The organism is Micromonospora carbonacea, assembly GCF_014205165.1.
GTDB classification, from domain to species: Bacteria; Actinomycetota; Actinomycetes; order Mycobacteriales; family Micromonosporaceae; genus Micromonospora; species Micromonospora carbonacea.
Genome location: NZ_JACHMZ010000001.1, coordinates 6719993 through 6742462 on the forward strand (window position 1 = coordinate 6719993; position 22470 = coordinate 6742462).

Below are 22470 nucleotides of genomic sequence, written 5' to 3' on the forward strand. Positions count from 1 at the left end.
CCGTGGGGCGGGAGCGACCGGCCCGGGCCCGGTTCAGGAGCGGGCGGTGCCCAGCTCGCCGGACCAGCGGCGGAACAGCGTGTGCGGCACGCCCAACGCGTCGAGCACCTTTCCCGCCACGAAGTCGACGAGCTGCTGCGCCGAGGCGGCCGCCCCGGCCCCGTAGAAGCCGGGGCTGGCCGGCAGCACCACCGCCCCGGCGTCGTGCAGGGCGATCAGGTGCTCCAGGTGACTGCGGGTCACCGGCGTCTCCCGGGGCACGACCACCACCGGCCGGCGCTCCTTGAGGTTGACCTCGGCGGCCCGCTGCAAGAGGTCCTTCGACAGGCCGATCGCGATGCCGGCGCAGGCCGCCGTGCTGGCCGGCACGACCGCCATGCCGCGTACCCGGTAGGAGCCGCTGCTGGGGCCGGCGGCGAGGTCACCGGCGGGCCAGTGCCGCACGTCGGCGTCGCCCAGGTCGCGCCCGAGCCAGGCCGCGAGGTCCTCGGCCCAGTGCCCGTCGCGGAACGCCCGCCCGGTCTCGTCGAGGATGGTCAGCCGGGCGGCCCGGGAGACGACCAAGTCCACCGGCTCGCCCGCGTCGAGCAGCCCCCGGACGACCGCCGCCGCGTACGGCGTGCCCGATGCGCCGGAGACTCCCACCACCCATGGTTCCCGCATGCCGTCCAGCCTGCCTGGTCACGGCGGCGGGCCGCCGACCGCCCCCACCACCGGGACGGGGCGGGGGCAGCCGCGCGGGGCCGACCTGCCATGCTGCCGAGAACGATTCACATCCCACAGAGGGAATCGGTGATGACCGACGACATCCTCCGGTCGCTGCGCGCCGACTGCCCGATCCCGCCCCGGCTGTCGCCGCACGCCGACCGGGTGCAACGCTGGCTCGACGACCGGCTGCCCGGCGTCGGCCTCCCGTTGGACTCCCCTGCCCTGGAACGGCTGTCCCGCGCCCGGTTCGCCCGGTACGCGGGCCGGCTCTACCCGCAGGCCACCGAGCCCGACCTGCGGGTCATCGCAGCCCTGTTCACCTGGTTCTTCCTGGTCGACGACGCCTGCGACAGGCCGGGCCGGCTGTGCCCCGACGAGATCCTCGCGCTGCGGGACGGGACGCTCCGGCTGCTGCGCGACGGGCCCCGGGGGCGGCACCCGGGCCTCACGGGCCCACTGCGCCGGCTGCTGGTGCGGGCGTGGCGGGAACCGCGCCGCCGGATGCCGGCACGCTGGCGGGAGCGGTTCACGGACGCGGTCGGTCACCACCTGCACGGCGCGTGGCGGGAGGCGGTGGAGAAGGCGGCCGGCCGCCCGCCGGACGTCGCCCGGTACGTCGAGCTGCGCCGGGCCACCTCGGCGGCGTACGTGTCGTATCCGCTGATCGAGTTCGTCACGGGCCGGCCGCTGCCCGACGCGGTGTACCACCACCCGCTGCTGCGCGAGATCGGCGATCTCGGCAACGACCTGCTCTCCTGGTACAACGACATCGCCTCGCTGGAGCGGGACCGGGTCACCTCCGGCGGGCACAACCTGGTGCTGGCGCTGGCCGCCGAGCGGGGCATCGGGGTGGCGGCCGCGCTCGGCCCGGCCGCCGAGCGGTGGCGGGCGGCGATGCGCCGCTTCGGCGAGCTGCGCGCGGGCGTGCCGTCGTTCGGGCCGGCGCTGGACGAGGCGGTCGCCGACCACCTCGACGGGGTCGCCGCCGCCGTGCGGGGCACGATCGACTGGACGCTGGAGAGCGCCCGCTACGGGGACGACGGTAAGGAGGGGCCCCTTCTTAACGCTTCCGGTAGAGCAGGGGCCCCTTCCTAACCACGCTGGGCGGCGGCGGCAGCGGCAGCGGCGGGAGCGGCAGGCGCGGCGGGGGGCAGCGCGGGCCGGGCGGCGGGGGGCAGTGCGGGCGGGGCGGGCTCGCTCAGGGGCGCAGGCCCAGCCTGGCCACGAGGTCGACCAGCGCGAACACGAACAGCGCGATGCCGACGAACCCGTTCGCCGTGAAGAACGCCCGGTTGACCTTGCTCAGGTCGGTCGGGCTGACCACCAGGTGCTGGTAGCCGAACGCGGCGGCGGTGAGCGCCAGCCCGATCCACCACGGCCAGCCGAACCCGACGAGCGCCCCGAACCAGACGAACAGCGCGAACGTCACCACGTGCGCGACGGTGGAGGCGTGCAGGGCGAACCGCAGCCCGTACCGGGCGGGGACGCTGTGCACGCCGATCTCGCGGTCGACCTCGGCGTCCTGGCAGGCGTAGATCAGGTCGAAGCCGCCGATCCACAGGCCGACGGCCGCGCCGAGCAGCCACGCCGGCCAGGAGCCGGCGAAGGTGCCGGTGACGGCGAGCCACGCGCCGACCGGGCCGACCGCCTGGGCGACCGCGAGGATCGCGTGCGGCCAGTTGGTGAACCGCTTGCCGTACGGGTAGACGACCAGCGGGACGACGGCCAGCGGCGCGAGCGCCAGACAGAGCGGGTTGAGCAGGGCGGCGGCGGCGAGGAACACCACGAGCGCGACACCCGCGCCGGTCCAGGCCGTCCGCACGCTCACCGCCCCGGTGACCAGCTCCCGGGCGGCGGTACGCGGGTTCCGCGCGTCGATCCGCCGGTCGAGGATGCGGTTGGCGGCCATGGCGAACGTCCGCGCCCCGACCATCGCCACGGTGATCAGCAGCAGGTCGAGCCAGCGGACCCGGCCGCCGTCGACCTGCATCGCGGTCAGCGCCGACAGGTACGCGAACGGCAGCGCGAAGACGGAGTGCTCGATCGCGACGAGCTTGAGGAAGGACTTGACGCGGCCCGGCCGCGCGGGCGCAGCGGCGGCGGCGGCCATCAGATCCCGTACTCCTTCCAGCGCTTGTCGACCAGGGAGACGACCTCGGGAGCCATGGTCATCTCCTCGGGCCAGCCCCGGGTGTAGCCCTCGGTGGGCAGCTTTCGGGTGGCGTCGACGCCGACCTTGCCGCCCCAGAACTGCTGGTAGGAGGAGTGATCGAGGTGGTCGACGGGCCCCTCGGTGAGCAGCAGGTCGCGGGCGTAGTCGACGTTGCCGAACGCCCGGAACGCGACCTCGTGGTAGTCGTGCACGTCGCAGTCCTCGTCGACGATCACGATCAGCTTCGTCAGCGACATCAGGTGCGCGCCCCAGATCGCGTTCATCACCTTCTGGGCGTGCTTCGGGTAGCGCTTGCGGATCGACACGATCGCGCAGTTGTGGAAGACCCCGGCGGCCGGCAGGTCGTAGTCGACGATGTCGGGGATCAGCAGCTTCAGCAGCGGCTGGAAGATCCGCTCGGTGGCCTTGCCGAGGCCGTGGTCCTCCTGCGGCGGCTTCGAGGTGACGATCGAGTGGTAGACCGCGTCGCGCTGCATGGTCATCGTCTCGATGTGCAGCACGGGGAACGGCTCGACCGGGGTGTAGAAGCCGGTGTGGTCGCCGAACGGCCCCTCGGGCAGGCGCTCGCCGGGCTCCAGGTAGCCCTCCAGCACGATCTGGGCGTGCGCGGGCACCTGGAGCGGGACGGTGAGGCAGTCGACCATCTCGACCCGCTCGCCGCGCAGGAACCCGGCGAACAGGTATTCGTCGATGTCGCTGGGCAGCGGCGCGCTGGCCGCGTACGAGACGACGGGGTCGCAGCCGATCGCGACCGCGACGGGCAGACGCTGGCCGAGCCGCTCGGCGACCGCGTGGTGGGCGGTGGAGTCCTTGTGGATCTGCCAGTGCATGCCGAGGGTGTTGCGGGAGTGCTGCTGGAGCCGGTAGAGGCCCAGGTTGCGCTTGCCGGTCTCGGGGTGCTTGGTGTGGGTGAGCCCGTAGTTGTGGAAGATCCCGCCGTCGCCGGGCCAGACCTGGAGGCCGGGCAGCCGGCCGAGGTCGACGTCGTCGCCCGAGTAGACCACCTGCTGACAGGGGGCGGTCTTGACCTTGCGCGGCGGCACCGACTTGAGCTGCATGACCTTGCCGAGGCCCTCGCGGATGCCGGACCAGCCGACCGGCAGCTCCGGCTTGATCAGCGCGCCGATCCGCGCGCCGACCTCGTCGAGCGAGTCGACGCCCAGCGCCATCGCCATCCGCTTCTCGGTGCCGAACAGGTTGATCGCCACCGGCAGCTCGCCCCGGGTCGGGCGCTCGAACAGCAGCGCGGGGCCGCCCTCGCGCACGGTCCGGGTGACGATCTCGCTGATCTCCAGCGTCGGGTCCACGGGGACGCGGACGCGGCGCAGCTCCCCCGCCCGCTCCAGGGCCGCGAGGAAGTCCAACAGATCGGTGTACGGGAACCCACGAACCGCCATGCCCCCCAGTCTCCCGCACCGTGCTGAGGTGCAAGGAAGGGCCCCTTGTTAACGCCTTCTGTAGAGGAAGGGCCCCCTGTTAACAAAGCCCGGTCGCCGGGCGGCGGGCGTCTCCCCAGTCGACCGGCGCTCGTTGGTACGGATGGCGGCGCGCCGGGTGATCGGCCGCCGGGGTCGGGACGGGGGCGGCGATGGGCGACGGACGGGTGCCGGCGGGGTTCACCGAGCAGCGGGCCCAGGTCGGCGCGGTGGCGATCAACTACGTCCGGGGCGGCCGGGGGCCGACCCTGGTGCTGCTGCACGGCTACCCGCAGTGCTGGCGGATGTGGCGGGGGCTGCTGCCGGAGCTGGCCGACTCGTACCACGTGATCGCCCCCGACCTGCGCGGCTTCGGCGACAGCGACGCCCCGCCCGGCGGGTACGACAAGAAGACCCTCGCCGCCGACCTGCACGGGCTGCTGACCGACCTGGGCCTGGCCGGGGGCATCCGGCTGGTCGGCCACGACGTCGGCACCATGGTCGCGTACGCCTACGCCGCCGCGCACCCCGACGAGGTGTCCCGGCTGGTGCTGACCGAGGCGCCGATCCCCGACGAGAGCATCTACGCGTTCCCCGCGTTGACCGCCGCCGGGCCGGCGGTCTGGAACTTCGGCTTCTTCAACCTCACCAACGGCCTGCCGGAGGAACTGGTCGCCGGCCGGGAGTCGCTCTGGGTGGACCGCTTCACCGACTCGCTCATGGTGCGCAAGGGCAGCATCGGCGCGGACGACATCGAGGAGTACGCCCGGCAGCTGAGGGACCCGGCGCACCTGCGGGCCAGCTTCGCCTACTTCCGGGCGTTCGGGCAGGACGTCGCGGACAACGCGGCGTACCGGAAGCGGCCGTTGCCGATGCCGGTGCTCGCCGTCGGGGCCGCGGCCAGCCTCGGCGGGCAGGTGGCCGACCAGGTGCGCCGGTACGCCCGCACGGTCGAGGGCCGGGTCGTCGAGGACAGCGGTCACTGGCTCTTCGAGGAGCGCCCGGCCGAGCTGACCGGCCTGCTGCTGCCCTTCCTGCGCGAGTGACCCACCGGCCGCCCGCCAGCCCGCTCAGTCTCGACGCCCTGGTCTGACTCGGCGCCACTCAGTCCCCGTACAGCCGGGCGGCGTCGACGAGGACGACGTCCGGCCGACGCGCCGCCTCCCGGGCCAACTCGTCGGTGAAGCCCTCGGCGCTGGCCAACAGCAGTCGGGTGCCCGCCGCGTCGAGCCCGGGGCGACCCGCCAGCAAGTCACGGGCCCGGCCCAGTCGTTCCAGGTCGGGACGGCCCAGGGTCCGTCCCCACTTGACCTCGCCGATGGTCAGCAGCGGACGCGCGCCGTCACCGAGGGGCGGCTCGCCGAGGGCCACCAGGTCCAGCTCGTGGGCGGTCCGGGTGGACGGGTCGGTCAACGTCGCCGCGCTCGCCTCCGCCACGATCCCGCCGAGCGTGTCGGGGTCGGCGAAGCGGAGGGCCCACTGACGCACGAGTTCCTCGAAGGTGGGCCCCAGCACCGCGCTGGCGTACCGGCGCTGGGAACGCCGCCAGACATCCGATCCTCGCCGCTGCTCCAAGGCTGTCCAGGCCGGCCGCATCACCGCCTGGTAGAAGGTGATGAGCGGCTCGGTGATCCGGTAGCGACTCCGCCCGCTGCGCAGCGGATCCGGGTCGCGGGCGAGCAGGCCGGCATCCTCCAGGACGGTCAGCGGGTGATGCAGGTCCGTCGCCTTCCGGCCGATGTAACCGGCGATGCCGCCCCTGGTCGCGTTCCCCTCCGCCACCGCCGCCAGGACCGAGTGGTAGAGCGCGGCGTCCCGCAGGTCGGGGTCCTCGGCGAGCAGGTAGCGTGCCTCGCGGAACAGCGGACGGGCGGGGTTCAGCACCGCGCGCACCACCCAGTCGTCGAAGTCGTCCGGGCCGGTCGGCGCGTCGTCCTGGACGTACTCCCGCCGGTAGGCGGGCGTCCCGCCGACGATGGAGAAGACCTCGACGGCCAGCCCGGGGTCATCGATCCCCCAGAAGGCCGCCGCCGCCCGATGATCCAGCGGCTGCACCGGAAGCTCCAGCCCGGCGCGGCCCCGCAGCGGTGCCGAGCCGGCGAGCAGCCCGCCCATGAAGGAGAGCGCGGACCCGCACAACAACAGTCGGGTACGGGAACCGGTACGCTCCGGGCGGCCGGGGGTCAACGCGTGCTGGATGATCGACGGCAGGTCCCGCGCGGCCCGCACCAGGTACGGAAACTCGTCGATCACCACGGTTACCGGCCGGTCGCGGCCGAGCGCGAGGAGAGCATCCACGGCGCTGCCCCAGTCGGGCAGGTCGACGGGGCCCGGTGCGCCGCTGAACTGGCCCAGTGCCGCACCGAGCCGGCGGAGTGACTCGGTGGCGGTGGCCTCGGTGGCACCGAAGTAGAAGCCGCCCGTCGCCCGTGCCAACTCGTACAGCAGCAGGGTCTTGCCCTGACGACGCCGGCCACTGACGACCCCGAGGGTCGCGCCCTCCCGCGAGTCTGCGGCGAACCGGGTCAGCTCGGCCCACTCGACGTCCCGGTCGAAGATGCCGGACGGTTTCGTCAGCGCCACCGCACCCACCACATTTCTTATAAGTACAGTTATAAGAAGTGTACTTATACATCTTGCAGCAGGGCGCCCCGGTCGCCGAAGAGGCCAGCCGGAGAACCCAGCCGTGCGGTGACCGGACGTTGACACGGCGGTGACGGGCCCCGGGGTCCACTCGCCGGGCATGGGCGGGCCGGGAGGCAGCGCCGCGACCCGTGGCGGTCGGCCGGCCCGGACGGAGATCCCCATGAGCAGACGCGCTCCCCACAGCGTGCTGGCGGCCCTCGCCCTCGTGGCCGGGCTGCTGGCGGCGCGCCGCCGGCAGCGGCGGCAACCACCACCGTGACGTTCCTCCCGCCAACGCGCCCAGCCCGGCCGGCGGCACGGCACGGGAGGTCGGCACCGACTGGTCGGAGCGCACGCTGACGTACGCCACCCGGCCGCCGTCGATCGGCGGACCGCTCGGCTCGCTCGGCACGGTGCGCAGCAACACCTGGTTCACCGACTCGGGCACCGGCACCTGCCACTGACCCGGTCCGGGTCCGGCCCGCGCGTGCGGGTCGGACCCGGCGGGGTCAGCTCACCCCGGCGTACGAGTGCAGGCCGGTGAAGAAGAAGTTGACGCCGAACAGGTTCATCAGCACGGTGAGGAAGCCGACGACGGCGAGCCAGGTCGCCACGTTGCGGCGCACGCTCGGGGTGGCCCGGGCGTGCAGGTAGCCCGCGTAGACCACCCAGGAGATGAACGCCCAGGTTTCCTTCGGGTCCCAGCCCCACGGCCGGCCCCACGCGGCCTCCGCCCAGATCGCCCCGGCGATCACCGCGAAGGTGAAGACGGGGAACGCGAAGGCGTGCAGCGAGAAGGTCAGCCGCTCCAGGCCGGCAGCCGCCGGCAGCCGCTTCGCCAGGGTGTACGGGAAGCTCCGCTTGCCCTGCTCGTAGCCGTTGCGCATGAGGAACGCCACCGCCGGCACGACACCCAGCAGGAAGATGCCGGACGAGAAGCTGATCGTCGACACGTGCACGACGAACCAGTAGGAGTTGAGCGCCGGGGTCAGCGGCACCACCTCGACATAGAGCTTCAGCTCGGCGAACGCCAGCAGCAGCACCATGACGAGGGTGAGGAACAGCCCGAGGCGGCGCAGCGAGGGGCGCTTCCACAGCACGGCGAGCCACGCCGCCGTGCCGATGAACGACACGGTCAGCACGAACTCGTACATGTTGCCCCAGGGCATCCGGTCGGCGGCGATGCCGCGCGTGACCGTGGCCCCGAGGTGCAGCGCCGCGGCGAGCGCGGTGATCCACACCGCGACGCGGCCGGCGAGCCGGCCCCGGGCCGCCGAACGGTCGACGCCGGCCGGCGGGGCGTCGGCCCTGGCGACGGGACCGTCGGAGCGGGCGGCACCCCCGGCACCCACCCCCGCCCCGACCAGCTCGCGCGCGGGCGCGGCGGGCCGGGCGACGGCGCGGGCGTTGCCCAGGGCGTACTCGACGGCGTGGCTGATCATCGCGATCAGGTATGCCAGGGTCGCGAACGTGACCAGCTGGTCGGAGAGTGCGGACATCACTGCGCTCCTTCTCGCGTCCCGGCCGGGCCACGCGCTGTCGCCTCGCCGGCCCGCTCGCCCGGCGTCCCGTCGCCGCGGATGGCGGCGACGAGCTGCGCGAACTCGTCGGCGAACCCTGGATAGTCGGTGCGCGGCAGGCCACCGGCCTCCACCAAGCTACTACCGGCCGTCGGAGATCCACCGGCGGGGTCCGCCGTGGTCTCCGTCGCCCCGGCCGCCGGGGGCGTCCCGGCCGGCGTGAGGCGGAACCAGACCCGGCGGCGCTTGCCGAACAGCGCGCCCATGAGGCCGATCAGCAGCGTCGTCGAGCTGACGAGCAGCAGGGCCGAGCCGGGGTCGTACCGGACCGAGATCGTGATGTACGGCTGGGTGCCGACGAACTCCAGCACGCTGCCGTCGTCCAGCGTCCACTTCTCGCCGACGGCGAGCTTGCGGTCGCCGATCTGCTTGAGCTTGCCGTTGCTGACCTGGCGCTGGTCGAGCTGGTAGACCGAGCCGGGGATGCCGGCGTCCATGCCCAGGTTGCCCCGGTAGGCGACCAGCACCACCGCCGGGTTGCGCTCGGTCGGGAACTCCGACCGGGTGAACGGGGGCTGCTGCGGCGCGGTGGGCAGGTAGAGCCCCTCGAAGGCGACCTGGAGGTCGGCGTTCCGCTTCCCCGTGGCCGGGTCGACGTTGACGTCGGGGAACGCGGCCACGCCCTCGCTGGTGAGGGTGGCGTCCCCGGTGGTCAGGAACGGGAAGTTGCTGGTCTGCATCTTGCCGTAGCGGTCGGTGTAGCGCAGGACCGGAGCGTAGCCGTGGCCGAGCAGGTAGACGTTGGCCCCGGCGAGGCGCAGCGGGTCGTTCACCGAGAAGGACGCGGTGCGGGTGGCCCGACCCGCCTCCTCCACGTCGACCGTCGCCCGGTACGACTCCGGCTGCGTCGACTCCAGGAACGTCGCGTCGAACCTCTTCAGCGTCAGGCAGAACGGCGGCAGGTCGGCGCTGTCGACGCGGGGGCCGAGCTTGGCCTCGGCGTACTGCTGCCGGGTGTTGCAGAACGCGTTGTCCGCGCCGGCCACCAGCAGCTTGTTGCCGTGCCAGCCGTACCACGAGCCGAGCGCGACCCCGAGCAGCACGGCGATCAGCGAGGTGTGGAACAGCAGGTTGCCGGTCTCCTTGAGGTAGCCCTTCTCGGCGGAGACCTCGGTGCCGCGCACCTGAACCCGCCAGCGGCGGCGGCGCAGCTCGGCGGCGACGGCCTCGACGGCCTCGGGGCCCGTCGGGGCGACGCCGGCCAGCACGGCGTGCTGGGGCAGCCGGTCGAGCCGCTTCGGCGCGGCCGGTGGCTTCGCCCGCAGGGCGCGCACGTGGTCGCGCAGCCGGGGCACGATGCAGCCGATCAGCGAGGTGAACAGCAGCAGGTAGATCGCCGAGAACCAGACCGAGCCGAACACCTCGAACGCGCCGATCCGGTCCAGCTTCGGGGCCAGGTCGGGGTGCTCGGCGAAGTACGTGTTGACGTTCTCCGGGTTGACCCCGCGCTGCGGCAGCACCGAGCCGGGGACGGCGGCGACCGCGAGCAGGAAGAGCAGGATCAGCGCCGTACGCATGCTGGTGAGCTGCCGCCACGAGTTGCGCAGCAGGGCCAGCACGGGGTTGGGCCGGCGGCGGGGGGCGTCGGCCGGCGGTGCCGGCCGGTCCTCGACGACCGTCATCAGATGCTCACCTCGCCCACGCCGACGGTGGTCTGCAACCAGATCACGAAGTTGGTCCACCCGCCGGTGACCAGCGCCAGGCCGATCAGGATCAGCAGGACCCCGCCGACGCGGGTGACCCAGCGGCTGTTGCGCCGCACGGCGCGGAACACCCCGAGCAGCCGGTGGAAGGCCAGCCCGAAGACGACGAACGGCACCCCCAGCCCGAGGCAATATGCCACGGCGAGCACCACGGCCCGGTCGAGCTGCCCGCCGGGGGTGGCCATGCCGAGCACCGCCGCGAGCGTCGGGCCGGTGCAGGGCATCCAGCTCAGCGCGAAGACCGCGCCGAAGACGGGGGCACCGAGCAGGCCGGCGGCGGGCAGCCGCTGGATGCGGAACTCCCGTTGCAGGCCGGGGAGCACCCCGACGAAGGCCAGCCCCAGCACGACGATCAGCACGCCCGCGCCGATCTCCAGCTGCCGCTCGTACTGGATGAGGACCCGGCCGACACTGGCGAAGAGGATCGCGGTGGCGGTGAAGACAGCGGTGAAGCCGGCGATGAAGAGCAGCGTCCCGGCGAGCACCCGCCCCTTGACGGCCGCGCCGGTCCGGCTGCCCTCCCGGGTACGCTCCGCCGCCCGTTCCCGCACGGCGACCCCGCCGCCGGCCGGGTCGCCGGGGCCGGTCGCCGCCGCCCCGCCGTCGGCCGGCTCCCCCGGCGCGGGGGTGTTAACAGGGGGCCCCTGCTCTACAGAAGGCGTTAACAGGGGGCCCTTCCTTGCACGCTCCAGGTCGGTGCCGGCGAGGCCCGTGACGTAGGACAGGTAGCCGGGGACCAACGGGAGGATGCACGGGGAGAGGAAGCTGACCAGCCCGGCGAGCGCCGCCGCGCCGATGGCCAGCAGCAGCGGGCCGCCGCTGGCGATGTCGTGGAAGGTCTCGCCCATCAGCGGGAACCGTCGGGCGCGGGCTTCTCGGCGGCGATCCGCTCGACGATCGGTTGCAGCCGGTCCTGGGTGACCGCCGACCGGATGACCACGGCGACCCGGCCGTCCCGGTCGAGGATCACCGTGGCGGGGATGGTGTTCGGCGCGATGTCGAAGGCGAGGGCGAGCCGGCTCGGCGGATCGAACAGGCTCGGGTAGGTGACCCGCCCCTCCTCGAACGCGAGGGCCTTGTCCCGGTTGTCCTGCACGTTGATGCCCAGGAACGTCACCCCGGAGCCCTTCGTGGCCTGGTAGGTGGCCTCCAGGTCGTCGGCCTCGGCCCGGCAGGGCGGGCACCAGGAGCCCCAGAAGTTGACCACGACGACCTGCCCGAGGTCCTTCGCGATGTCGTAGCTGCCGCCGGTGAGCAGCTCACCGGTCAGCTTCGGCGCGGCGGAGCGCTGGTCGGGGGCGCACTCGATGACCCCGTCGGTGGTGACGCAGCGCCGCTCCTGGCTGTCGCCGGAGCAGCCGGCCAGCGCCGCCGTGGCCGTCACGGCCGCGAGCAGTCCGGCGATCCACCTTCGGGCTGGCATCAGGCCCCCTTGGCCGTCCGGGCGGTCGGCGAGATGGCGACGAGGTGCGCGGCGGGCTCCGAGTAGCCGATGCCCACCACCTTCGCGCCGTCGAAGTGGAACGAGGTGAGGCTGGCCAGCCCGCACTGCCGCTTGCGCGGGTCGTGCCAGAGCCGCTTGCGCTCGACGTACCGGCGCAGGGTCCAGATGGGGAGCTGGTGGGAGACCAGCACGGCCTCCCGGCCCTCGGCGGCGACGCGGGCCGCGTGCAGGGCGGCGAACATCCGCTCGGCGATCGCCCGGTAGGCCTCGCCCCAGCTCGGGGTGACCGGGTCGCGCAGCACCCACCAGTTGCGCGGGTCGCGGAACGACCCGTCGCCCGGGGAGACCTTCTTGCCCTCGAACCAGTTGGCGCTCTCGATCAGCCGCTCGTCCACCCCGACGGGCAGGCCGAACTGGGCGGCGATCGGCTCGGCGGTCTGCTGGGCGCGTTCGAGCGGGCTGGCCACCACGTGCACCACGTGCCGCTCGGCGAGCCCCTGGGCCGCCGCCTTGGCCATCTGCACGCCCAGCTCCGACAGGCGGAAGCCGGGCAACCGGCCGTAGAGGATCTGGCCCGGGTTGTGCACCTCGCCGTGCCGCAGCACATGGACCACCGTCTTGCTCACCGGTTACCCCCCGTTACCTGCCGCTGCCGCCGCGCCCGCCGCCGCCGGCAGGGCCGAGGCGATCCGCTCCAGGGCGGCGTCGTCGAGCGCCGCCGAGACGAACCAGGACTCGAACGCGCTCGGCGGCAGGTAGACGCCGTCGGAGAGCATCGAGTGGAAGAACGCCCGGAACGCCGGGACCTGCTGGGTCCGCGCGCTGTCGTAGTCGACCACGTCGGCGTCCGTGAAGAAGATCGAGAACATGCTGCCCGCGTACGACAGGCGGTGCGGGACCCCGGCGGCGGCCAGCGCGTCGGAGGCGAGCTTGCCCACGACGGCGGCCGTGTCGTCGAGCCGGCGGTAGACGGCGTCGTCGGCCAGCCGCAGCGTGGCCAGGCCGGCGGCGCACGCGAGAGGGTTGCCGGAGAGCGTGCCGGCCTGGTAGACCGGCCCGGCCGGGGCGAGCCGCGCCATGATCTCCGCGCGCCCGCCGAAGGCCGCGGCGGGCAGCCCGCCACCCATGACCTTCCCGTACGTCCACAGGTCGGCGTCGACCGGGTCGAGCCCGTGCCAGCCGGAGCGGGACACCCGGAACCCGGTCATCACCTCGTCGACGATGAGCAGCGCGCCGTGCGCGTGGGCGATCCGGGCGAGCTGGGTGTTGAACCCGTCGCGCGGGGCGACCACGCCCATGTTGCCGGCCGCCGCCTCGGTGATGACGGCGGCGATGTGCTGCCCCTGCGCGGCGAACGCCTCCTCGACGGCGGCGACGTCGTTGTACGGCAGCACGATGGTCTCGCCCGCCGCCGCGCCGGTGACGCCCGGCGAGTCGGGCAGGCCGAGGGTGGCCACGCCGGAGCCGGCGGCGGCGAGCAGCGCGTCGACGTGCCCGTGGTAGCAGCCGGCGAACTTGATGATCTTGGAGCGGCCGGTGTGGCCCCGGGCCAGCCGGATCGCCGACATGGTGGCCTCGGTGCCCGAGTTGACCAGGCGGACCTGCTCGACCGGGGTCCGGTCGACGATCTCGGCGGCCAGCTCGACCTCGCCGGGGGTCGGGGTGCCGAAGCTGGTGCCCCGGGCGGCGGCGGCCTGGACGGCGTCGACCACCTCGGGGTGGGCGTGCCCGAGCAGCAGCGGGCCCCAGGAGCAGACCAGGTCGACGTAGCGCCGGCCGTCCGCGTCGTAGAGCCAGGGGCCCTCCCCCCGGACCATGAAGCGCGGCGTCCCGCCGACGGCCTGGAACGCGCGCACGGGGGAGTTGACCCCGCCCGGCACGATGGCGCGGGCGCGGTCGAACAGGGCCTCTGAGGCCGGCGCGTCGGCCGGGTAGCGGCCGGATCCGGCGGAAAAGTCATCGGTCACGATGCGGCCATTGTGTCAGCGCCGGACGGCGAATCGGCAGCCACCCCTGATCGGGGTTACCGGGCTCACCCCGGCGGCGGCGCTCACGCGCCGGGAGGACGCCCGCTGCGGGAGGGGCCCGCCGCGCCTGGTCGCCTCAGCGGGCCGGGTGAGCGAGATCGCGCTAGGCTGACCGGGTGGATCGTGCCGAACTGTCCATCACGGTACACCGGACGGGCGATGAAGCCGTGCTTCGCCTCGCCGGTGAGATCGACATGCTCACGGCCGCCCAGCTCTCGACCGCCGTCAACGAGGCGCTCGCCGACCCGCCGCCGCGCATCGTCCTCGACCTGGGCGGCGTCACCTTCTGCGACTCGCAGGGCCTGGGCACCCTGGTCGTCCTGAGCCGCAAGGCCAGCCACGCGCAGAGCCTGCTGGTCCTGACCAACGTCGGCGACTTCCTGCTGCGCGTCCTGGACATCACGGGCCTGCGCTCGGCCCTGATGATCCGCAACGGCGCGGCCGCCGACTGACCCGGGCACCGGCCGGCTGGTCGCGTCAGCTCGGCGGGCCGGGCCGCGTCAGCTCGGCGGCTGGTCGCGTCAGCTCGGCAGGTCGCGGCGGCGGAACGCCAGCAGGCCCGCCGCCGACAGGGCCGCCGCGACGGCGGTGAGCGCCAGCAGCGGCGTCCGGGGCACGGGCCCGCCCAGCACCTGCGGGGTGTGGGTGAACGGCGACAGGTCCAGCAGCCACTGGCTCAACTCCAGCACCGCGCCGAGCTGGCCGAGCAGCAGGCAGGCCGCGAGCGTCGCCCAGGCCACCCCGACGCTGACGCGCGGCAGCAGGCCGAACAGCAGCACCGCCACGCCGACCAGCACCCACACCGCCGGCACGTGGGCCAGCGCCGCCCCGGTCAGCCGGGGCACCCGGCCGGCGACGTCGCCGCTGCTGAGGCCGTACGCCAGGCCCGTCGCCAGCCCCGTGACGACCAGCACGACCGCCGGGCCGAGCAGGGCGAAGACGAGGTGGCCGAGCAGCCAGCGGGGCCGGCTGACCCCGGTGGCGAGCACCGGCTCGGCCCGCTGGGCGGTCTCCTCGGCCCGCATCCGCAGCGCGGCCTGGATGCCGTAGCCGGCGGCGGCGAGGGCGGTGATGCTCAGGGTCGCCCCGAGGTACGCCTCCGCGACCGACGCGGTGCCGCCCAGCCGCTCCATCATCCGGGCGACGGTCTCGTTGCCGTCCACCGCGCCACCGGCCGCCTCCGCCGCGCCGCCGAGCACCGCGCCGAGCGCCGCCGCGCCCACGGTCCAGCCGATCAGGGCGACCCGGTTGAGCCGCCAGGCCAACCCCAGCGGGCCGGCGAGGGCGGCACCGGCGGTGGCCGGGCCGAGCCGCTGCGGCAGCACGCCGGCACCGAGATCCCGCCGGGCGGCCAGCCGCGACGCCAGCGCACCGACCAGGGCGGTCAGCCCGGCCAGCACCGCCAGCGGCCACCACCGCTCGGAGGTGTAGGGGTGGGTGCGCTGGGCCAGGCCCAGAGGGGAGAGCCGGCTCAGCCACTCCACCCCGCCGGCGTCCCCGGCGAGCCGGACCAGGTAGGCCACGCCGAGGGCCGCGAGGCCCAGCCCTCGGGCGGCGCCCGCGCTCTCGGTGAGCTGCGCGGCGAGCGCGCCGACGGTGGCGAAGAACATCCCGGCGAGGGTCACCGACAGCCCGAACGCCACCGAGCCGGCGGCCGGCAGGTCGGTGGCGACCAGGCCACCGGCGACGAGCAGCCCGAGCAGCAGGTCCGCCGCGTACGTGACGAGCAGCGCGGCGGCCAGCGGCGCGGCCCGGCCGAGGACGGTGGCGCCGAGCAGCTCCCGCCGGCCCGCCTCCTCCTCGGTGCGGGTGTGCCGGACGACGACGAGCAGGCTGATCAGGCCCACGATCAGGTGCAGCAGCCCGGCCCGCTGGGCGGCGAGCGCGCCGACGCTGTCGCCGTACACGGGGCCGAGCAGCGCCTCGACCGACGGGTTGCTGGCGGTGGTCGCCAGGTAGCCGGCGCGCTGGGCGGCGGTCGGGTACAGCTCGGCGTAGGTCGCCGCGTAGCTGGCGGGGAGGGCGGCGATCACCAGCACCCAGATCGGCAGCAGGACGCGGTCGCGCCGCAGGATCAGCCGGGCCAGGTGCCGGGTGCCGGTGAGCGGCCCGCCCCGCCCGGCGGCTGCGCGGCTCGTCGCGCCGACCCGTGCGGCGGCTGCGCGGCTCATCGCGTCGCCCCGGCCGGGGCGGCGTCGGGCGCGGCCGTGCCGTAGTGCCGCAGGAACAGCTCCTCCAGCGTGGGCGGCCGGCTGACCAGGCTGCGTACGCCGATCTCGGTGAGCCGGCGCAGCGCGGCGTCGAGGGCCGGGGTGTCCACGTCGAAGCGGACGCGGTCGCCGTCGACCCGCAGGTCGTGCACGCCGGGCAGCCCGGCCAGCCCGTGCGGCGGCCCGGCCAGCTCGGCGTCGACGCTGGTGCGCTGGAGGTGGCGCAGCTCGCTCAGGGTGCCGGCCTCCGTGGCCCGGCCGGTGCGGATGATCGTCACCCGGTCGCAGAGGGCCTCGACCTCGCCGAGGATGTGGCTGGAGAGCAGGACGGTGCGGCCGTCGGCGCGGGCCCGGCGGACCCAGTGCTGGAAGACCTCCTCCATCAGCGGGTCGAGCCCGGAGGTGGGCTCGTCGAGGATCAGCAGCTCGGCGTCGGAGGCGAGGGCGGCGACCAGGCCGACCTTCTGCCGGTTGCCCTTGGAGTAGGCCCGGCCCTTCTTGCGCGGGTCCAGCTCGAAGGCGGCGAGCAGCTCGTCGCGGCGGGCGCGGTCGAGGCCGCCGCGCATCCGGCCGAGCAGGTCGATGACCTCGCCGCCGGTCAGGTTGGGCCACAGCGTCACGTCGCCGGGCACGTACGCGAGCCGGCGGTGCAGGGCGACGGCGTCGCGCCAGGGGTCGCCGCCGAGCAGCCGGACGGTTCCCGCGTCGGCGCGGAGCAGGCCGAGCAGCACCCGGATGGCGGTGGACTTGCCGGCCCCGTTGGGGCCCAGGAACCCGTGCACCTCGCCCGCGCGGACGGTCAGGTCGAGCCCGTCGAGCGCCCTGGTCCGGCCGAAGGTCTTCACCAGGCCGGAGATCTCTATCGGAGTTTCCACACTTCCGAAGCTACAGTGATTTCAGAAAGTTGTGAAGCATGTGGAGCCTGAGGCACGATCTGATACCCGACTGCCGAGGAGAACCCGATGAGCGCCGCCGATCCGCCCCGCCGCAACGAGGAGGCGGTCCACCACTTCGTCGAACGGATGGCCATGGCCTTCGCGGAGGTCGGCTTCCCCCGGATGGCGGCCCGGGTGCTGTTCACGGTCATGAGCGCGGACGACCCGCTGACCGCCGCCGAGATCGGCGAGCGGCTCGACGTCAGCGCGGCGGCCGTCTCCGGCGCGGTCCGCTACCTGACCCAGTTCGGCATGCTGGTCCGCGAGCCGGTGAAGGGCTCCCGCCGCGACCGCTACCGGCTGCCCGACAACCCCTGGTACGAGGGGACCCTCACCAAGACCGGGATCTACAAGAACCTCATCGACCTCGCCGACGGCGGGGTCGACGCCCTGAACGGACGCGGCACCGTGGCCGGCGAGCGGGTCTCCGAGATGCGCGACTTCTTCGTCTTCGTCCAGGAGGAGATCGACGCGCTGGGCGAGCGCTGGCGGGCCCGGCGCGCCGCCACCGGGCACGACGGGCACCCGGCCGGCCGCTGACGTCCCGCCGGCCACCGCGCCTGCCGGCCGCCACTCCACCGGCCACCGCTCCACCGGTCGACGCGGCCGGTCCGGTGCCGCGCGATCTAGAGGCTGTTGCCCCAGCGGGCCTGTTCGAGGAGCTCCACGGCGCGGGCGCGGCCGTCCGGCGCGTCGCCGCGCAGCAGCGCCGTGGCCTCGTCGACCGCGTCGGTGAGCGCCCGCCACTGCGTCTCGCGTTCGCGGACCAGGTCGGACTGCGCCGCCAACTGCCGGGTCTTCACCCACAGCTCCACGAACACCGACACCTTGGCCCGCAGCACCCACGGGTCGAAGGGCTTGGTCAGGTAGTCCACCGCGCCGACCGCGTACCCGCGTAGGGCGAGCTGGGCGTCCTTGTCGGCGGCGGTGAGGAAGATGATCGGCACGTGCCGGGTGCGTTCCCGCCGCTTGATGTGGCTGGCGGTCTCGAAGCCGTCCATGTCGGGCATCTGCGCGTCCAGCAGGATGACCGCGAAGTCGTCCACCAGCAACTGCTTGAGCGCCGCCTCGCCGCTCTCCACCGCCACCGACTGCACCGGCAGCCCCTGGAGGATCGCCTCCAGGGCCATCAGGTTCTCCCGCCGGTCGTCGACCAGCAGCGCCTTGGCCGTCTGAATCACGAACTCTCCTCGCCTCGGCCGCCGCTCGCCCAGGACGACATCAGCTCGATCAGCTCGTCCAGGTCGACCGGTTTGGTGATGTAGTCGCTGCCTCCCGCCGCGAGCGCGGACTCGCGGTCCCCCGGCATCGCCTTCGCGGTGAGGAAGACGATCGGGAGGTCGGCGAAGTGGTGGTTGCGGCGGATCTGCCGGGTCGTCTCGTAGCCGTCCTGGTCGGGCATCATCGCGTCCATCAGCACGATGTCCACCTCCGGATGCTCGGCCAGCAGGCGGACCCCGTCCGCCCCGTTGTCCGAGTACAACACGGTCATACCGTGCAACTCCAATGCGCTGGTCAGAGCGAAGACATTTCGCACATCGTCGTCGATGATCAGCACGGTCACGCCCTCCAGCCGGCGGGTCCCCGGCGTGTCGGCCGGCTCCGGCAGCTCCAGCGGGGGCATGAGCAGCGACGACGGCAGGCCCGCCCGGGCCGGCGAGGGCGGCGCGGGCGCGACCACCGCGTCCGGCGCCAGCACCTCCGGGACGTAGAGGGTGAACGTCGAACCCTCCCCGGGCGCCGAGCTGACCGTGATCGAGCCGCCGAGCAGGCGGGCCAGGTCCCGGCTGATCGACAGGCCCAGCCCCGTCCCGCCGTAGCGGCGGCTGGTCGTGCCGTCCGCCTGCTGGAACGCCTCGAAGATCAGCGACAGCTTGTCGTCCGAGATGCCGATGCCCGTGTCGATCACCGTGAAGGCGATCACCTGGCGGGCGTTGGTCAGCGCCGGCACGTCGAACACGACGTTCTCGGGGGCCGGGGCGATGCGCAGCGTCACCGCGCCGTTGTCGGTGAACTTCACCGCGTTGGAGAGCAGGTTGCGCAGGATCTGCTGCAACCGCTGCGCGTCGGTGACCAGCGCCGGGGGCAGCTCCTTCGCCAGCCGCACCTGGAAGTCGAGGCCCTTCTCCTCCGCCTGCGGGGCGAACGCCTGCTCGACGTACCCCCGGATCTCGGCGAACTGGACCTCCGTCGGCTCGACGTCCATCCGGCCCGCCTCGATCTTCGACAGGTCGAGGATGTCGTCGATCAGGCGCAGCAGGTCCGAGCCGGAGCCGTGGATCGTCCGGGCGAACTCGATCTGCTTCGGGGTGAGGTTCTGCTCCGAGTTCTCCACCAGCAGCCGCGCGAGCAGCAGCAACGAGTTCAGCGGCGTACGCAGCTCGTGGCTCATGTTGGCCAGGAACTCCGACTTGTACGCCGACGCCCGGGTGAGCTGCTGCGCCTTGTCCTCCAGGCCCAGCCGGGCCAGCTCGATCTCCCGGTTCTGGGTCTCGATGTTGGCCTTCTGCTCCGACAGGAGCTGGGCCTTGTCCTCCAGCTCGGCGTTGGTGCGCTGCAACTCGGCCGACTGCTCCTGGAGCTCGTGGGCCAGCCGCTGCGACTGCGCCAGCAGCTCCTCGGTGCGCCGGTTGGCCTGGATGGTGTTGACCGCCACGCCGATGGTCAGCACCAGCCGCTCCAGGAACGCCAGGTGCAGGTCGGGGAAGGCCGCCACGCCGGCGAACTCGATCACGCCGAGCAGCTCGCCCTCGAACAGGACGGGAAGCACCACCAGGTCGGCCGGCGGGGTGTTGGCCAGCCCGGAACGCAGGGTGAGCCGGCCGTCCGGCGAGGCGCTCACCCGGATCGTCCGCCGGGAGAGGGCGGCCTGCCCGACCAGTCCCTCGCCCGGCCCGAACGTGACGTCGTGCCCCCGCGCCACGTAGCCGTACGAGGCGGTCAGCCGCAGCCGCATGCTGCCGTCGGAGGTGTCCGCCAGGAAGAACGCGCCGAGCTGCGCGTCGACCAGCGGGGTCACCTCCATCATGATCATCCGGCAGACCTCGCCGAGGTCGCGCTGCCCCTGGAGCAGGCCGCCGATGCGGGCCAGGTTGGAGTCCAGCCAGCCCTGCTCGGCGTTCTTCTTCGTCGTCTCCCGGAGGGTGACGATCATCTGGTTGATGTTGTCCTTCAGGTCGGCGACCTCGCCCTGCGCCTCGACCGCGATCCGCTGGGTCAGGTCGCCCCGGGTCACCGACGTCGACACCTGGGCGATGGCCCGGAGCTGGGTGGTGAGCGTCGAGGCGAGCTGGTTGACGTTCTCCGTCAGGTCCCGCCACGTGCCCGAGACGCCCTTCACCTGGGCCTGCGCGCCCAGCTTGCCCTCGATGCCGACCTCGCGGCCCACCCGGGTCACCTCGTCGGCGAACGACCGGAGCTGGTCCACCATCGTGTTGACGGTGTTCTTCAGCTCCAGGATCTCGCCCTGCGCGTCCACCGTGATCTTCTGGCTCAGGTCGCCCTTCGCCACCGCCGTGGTCACCGAGGCGATGTTGCGCACCTGCGACGTCAGGTTCGACCCCATCGAGTTCACGTTGTCCGTAAGGTCCCGCCATGTGCCGGAGACGCCCTTGACCTGCGCCTGACCGCCCAGCTTGCCCTCGGTGCCCACCTCACGCGCCACCCGCGTCACCTCGTCGGCGAACGAACTGAGCTGATCCACCATCGTGTTCACCGTCGACTTCAACTCCAGGATCTCACCCCGGGCATCCACCGTGATCTTCTGCGACAGGTCACCCTTCGCCACCGCCGTGGAGACCTGGGCGATGTTGCGCACCTGGGCGGTGAGGTTCGACGCCATCGAGTTCACGTTGTCGGTCAGGTCGCGCCAGGTGCCCGCGACGCCGCGCACCTGCGCCTGACCGCCCAGCTTGCCCTCGGTGCCCACCTCACGCGCCACCCGCGTCACCTCGTCGGCGAACGAACTGAGCTGATCCACCATCGTGTTCACCGTCGACTTCAACTCCAGGATCTCACCCCGGGCATCCACCGTGATCTTCTGCGACAGGTCACCCTTCGCCACCGCCGTGGTCACCGAGGCGATGTTGCGCACCTGCGACGTCAGGTTCGACGCCATCGAGTTGACGTTGTCGGTCAGGTCCCGCCACGTACCCAGAACGCCCTTGACCTGGGCCTGGCCGCCCAGCTTGCCCTCGGTGCCCACCTCACGCGCGACCCGCGTCACCTCGTCGGCGAACGAGCTGAGCTGGTCCACCATCGTGTTCACGGTGTTCTTCAGCTCCAGGATCTCGCCCTGCGCGTCCACCGTGATCTTCTGGCTCAGGTCGCCCTTCGCGACCGCCGTCGAGACCTGCGAGATGTTGCGGACCTGGCTGGTCAGGTTGCCGGCGAGCTGGTTGACGTTCTCGGTGAGGTCGCGCCAGGTGCCCGAGACCCCGCGCACCTGGGCCTGACCGCCCAGCTTGCCCTCGATGCCCACCTCACGCGCCACCCGCGTCACCTCGTCGGCGAACGAACTGAGCTGGTCCACCATCGTGTTCACGGTGTCCTTCAGCTCCAGGATCTCGCCCTGCGCGGCAACGGTGATCTTCTGCGACAGGTCGCCCCGGGCGACGGCCGTCGAGACCTGGGCGATGTTGCGCACCTGCGCGGTCAGGTTCGACGCCATCGAGTTGACGCTGTCGGTCAGGTCCTTCCAGGTGCCGGCGACGTTCGGCACGTCGGCCTGGCCGCCGAGCTTGCCCTCCGTGCCCACCTCGCGCGCCACCCGGGTCACCTGCTCGGCGAAGAGGCGCAGCGTGTCGGTGAGCGAGTTCATCGTGTCGGCCAGCTCGGCGACCTCGCCGCGCGCCCCGACCGTGATCTTCTGCGACAGGTCGCCCTTCGCCACGGCCGTCGCCACCTGGGAGATCGACCGCACCTGGCCGGTCAGGTTCGACGCCATGGTGTTCACCGAGTCGGTGAGGTCCTTCCAGGTGCCGGCCACGCCGCGCACGTCGGCCTGGCCGCCGAGCTTGCCCTCGGTGCCCACCTCCCGGGCCACCCGGGTCACCTCGTTGGAGAACGACGAGAGCTGGTCGACCATCGTGTTGACCGTGCGGCCGATCCGCAGGTACTCGCCCCGCAGCGGGCGGCCGTCGATCTCCAACGCCATGTGCTGGGAGAGGTCGCCGTCGGCCACCGCCACGATCACCCGGGCGATCTCGGTGGTCGGCCGGCCCAGGCCGTCGATCAGCGAGTTGACCGCCCGCTGGTCCTCCGCCCAGGAGCCCTCCAGCCCCTCCTCCTCCAGTCGCTCGTTGAGCCGGCCGTCGCGGCCGACGACCCGGCTGATCCGCAGCAGGTCGCGGTGCTGCCGCTCCTGGAGCGCCACCACCTCGTTGAACGCGTCCGCCACCTCGCCGGCCGCGCCCGCCCGGGGGCGCAGCCGCACCTTCAGGTCGCCACCGCGCACGCGCCGCAGCGCCTCCGCCAGATCGCCGAGCAGCGCGGCCTGGTCCGGCGCGGACGGGTCCGCGGCTACCTGGTGTTTCGCCGTGGTCATCGCATTCCTCGCTGAGTTCCGGGGGCCGCCGGCGCCCGTCGAACGCACCGGCCGTTCCCTCATTGTGCCCGGCTGGGCTCCCCGGACGCGCCGCCCGCCGGCCCG

General features: G+C 73.2%; 18 protein-coding genes. 4 read left to right on the top strand and 14 right to left on the bottom strand.

Features of this window, described 5'->3' with window-relative positions:
* Window positions 1–33 precede the first annotated feature (33 nt).
* Complete coding sequence (locus HDA31_RS28100; protein ID WP_074475477.1) at window positions 34–663, bottom strand: UbiX family flavin prenyltransferase; 630 nt, start codon at window positions 661–663, stop codon at window positions 34–36.
* 132 nt (window positions 664–795) lie between these two features.
* Between HDA31_RS28100 and HDA31_RS28105 the strand changes: the two genes are divergently transcribed.
* On the top strand, window positions 796–1803 hold the full coding sequence (locus HDA31_RS28105) for a terpene synthase family protein (protein WP_178062948.1): 1008 nt from the start codon (window positions 796–798) through the stop codon (window positions 1801–1803).
* 103 nt (window positions 1804–1906) lie between these two features.
* Here the strand turns inward: HDA31_RS28105 and mqnP are convergent, their stop codons facing one another.
* Together mqnP and HDA31_RS28115 are read right to left on the bottom strand one after the other, a co-directional pair.
* Entirely contained in the window at window positions 1907–2818 is a 912-nt protein-coding gene (gene mqnP, locus HDA31_RS28110) for a menaquinone biosynthesis prenyltransferase MqnP (protein ID WP_178062947.1), read from the bottom strand.
* Entirely contained in the window at window positions 2818–4278 is a 1461-nt protein-coding gene (locus HDA31_RS28115) for a menaquinone biosynthesis decarboxylase (protein ID WP_178062946.1), read from the bottom strand. The genes mqnP and HDA31_RS28115 overlap by 1 nt, the downstream gene beginning before the upstream one ends.
* Window positions 4279–4469: 191 nt before the next feature.
* Here HDA31_RS28115 and HDA31_RS28120 point away from each other — a divergent pair, with 191 nt between their 5' ends.
* Window positions 4470–5342, top strand: a complete 873-nt coding sequence (locus tag HDA31_RS28120; RefSeq protein WP_178062945.1) for an alpha/beta fold hydrolase — start codon at window positions 4470–4472, stop codon at window positions 5340–5342.
* A 58-nt stretch (window positions 5343–5400) separates the two neighbouring features.
* Here the strand turns inward: HDA31_RS28120 and HDA31_RS28125 are convergent, their stop codons facing one another.
* The 7 genes from HDA31_RS28125 to hemL all read right to left on the bottom strand — a co-directional run bounded on the left by HDA31_RS28125 (window position 5401) and on the right by hemL (window position 13615).
* Window positions 5401–6879 (bottom strand): AAA family ATPase, encoded by a 1479-nt coding sequence (locus HDA31_RS28125; RefSeq protein ID WP_246384267.1) that lies wholly within the window; start codon window positions 6877–6879, stop codon window positions 5401–5403.
* Between the two features lie 551 nt (window positions 6880–7430).
* On the bottom strand, window positions 7431–8420 hold the full coding sequence (gene ccsB / locus HDA31_RS28130; RefSeq protein WP_178062944.1) for a c-type cytochrome biogenesis protein CcsB: 990 nt from the start codon (window positions 8418–8420) through the stop codon (window positions 7431–7433).
* Window positions 8420–10123, bottom strand: coding sequence for a cytochrome c biogenesis protein ResB (gene resB, locus HDA31_RS28135; RefSeq protein ID WP_178062943.1), 1704 nt, complete (start codon window positions 10121–10123; stop codon window positions 8420–8422). Before resB ends, ccsB begins: the two co-directional genes overlap by 1 nt.
* Window positions 10123–11052, bottom strand: a complete 930-nt coding sequence (locus tag HDA31_RS28140) for a cytochrome c biogenesis CcdA family protein (protein ID WP_178062942.1) — start codon at window positions 11050–11052, stop codon at window positions 10123–10125. Before HDA31_RS28140 ends, resB begins: the two co-directional genes overlap by 1 nt.
* A complete protein-coding gene (locus tag HDA31_RS28145) occupies window positions 11052–11627 on the bottom strand; it encodes a TlpA family protein disulfide reductase (protein WP_178062941.1) in 576 nt (191 codons plus the stop codon). The genes HDA31_RS28140 and HDA31_RS28145 overlap by 1 nt, the downstream gene beginning before the upstream one ends.
* Window positions 11627–12274 (bottom strand): histidine phosphatase family protein, encoded by a 648-nt coding sequence (locus HDA31_RS28150; protein WP_074475486.1) that lies wholly within the window; start codon window positions 12272–12274, stop codon window positions 11627–11629. Before HDA31_RS28150 ends, HDA31_RS28145 begins: the two co-directional genes overlap by 1 nt.
* 3 nt (window positions 12275–12277) lie before the next feature.
* Window positions 12278–13615: a glutamate-1-semialdehyde 2,1-aminomutase gene (hemL, locus tag HDA31_RS28155; protein ID WP_178062940.1), complete on the bottom strand. Its 1338-nt coding sequence runs from the start codon at window positions 13613–13615 to the stop codon at window positions 12278–12280.
* Between the two features lie 176 nt (window positions 13616–13791).
* On the opposite strand from hemL, the gene HDA31_RS28160 reads away from it, so the two are divergent.
* A complete protein-coding gene (locus HDA31_RS28160) occupies window positions 13792–14127 on the top strand; it encodes an STAS domain-containing protein (RefSeq protein WP_074475488.1) in 336 nt (111 codons plus the stop codon).
* Between the two features lie 69 nt (window positions 14128–14196).
* Here the strand turns inward: HDA31_RS28160 and HDA31_RS28165 are convergent, their stop codons facing one another.
* Together HDA31_RS28165 and HDA31_RS28170 are read right to left on the bottom strand one after the other, a co-directional pair.
* On the bottom strand, window positions 14197–15846 hold the full coding sequence (locus tag HDA31_RS28165; protein ID WP_246384266.1) for an ABC transporter permease: 1650 nt from the start codon (window positions 15844–15846) through the stop codon (window positions 14197–14199).
* Window positions 15843–16760, bottom strand: coding sequence for an ABC transporter ATP-binding protein (locus tag HDA31_RS28170; protein WP_178062939.1), 918 nt, complete (start codon window positions 16758–16760; stop codon window positions 15843–15845). Before HDA31_RS28170 ends, HDA31_RS28165 begins: the two co-directional genes overlap by 4 nt.
* An 87-nt stretch (window positions 16761–16847) precedes the next feature.
* On the opposite strand from HDA31_RS28170, the gene HDA31_RS28175 reads away from it, so the two are divergent.
* The gene (locus tag HDA31_RS28175; RefSeq protein WP_074475490.1) at window positions 16848–17360 is read left to right on the top strand and encodes a GbsR/MarR family transcriptional regulator; all 513 of its coding nucleotides are present in this window, start codon (window positions 16848–16850) and stop codon (window positions 17358–17360) included.
* An 86-nt stretch (window positions 17361–17446) separates the two neighbouring features.
* Here HDA31_RS28175 and HDA31_RS28180 read toward each other — a convergent pair whose 3' ends face one another.
* Together HDA31_RS28180 and HDA31_RS28185 are read right to left on the bottom strand one after the other, a co-directional pair.
* Window positions 17447–18001 (bottom strand): response regulator, encoded by a 555-nt coding sequence (locus tag HDA31_RS28180; protein WP_074475491.1) that lies wholly within the window; start codon window positions 17999–18001, stop codon window positions 17447–17449.
* A complete protein-coding gene (locus tag HDA31_RS28185; protein ID WP_178062938.1) occupies window positions 17998–22365 on the bottom strand; it encodes a HAMP domain-containing protein in 4368 nt (1455 codons plus the stop codon). The genes HDA31_RS28180 and HDA31_RS28185 overlap by 4 nt, the downstream gene beginning before the upstream one ends.
* Between the last annotated feature and the right edge of the window lie 105 nt (window positions 22366–22470).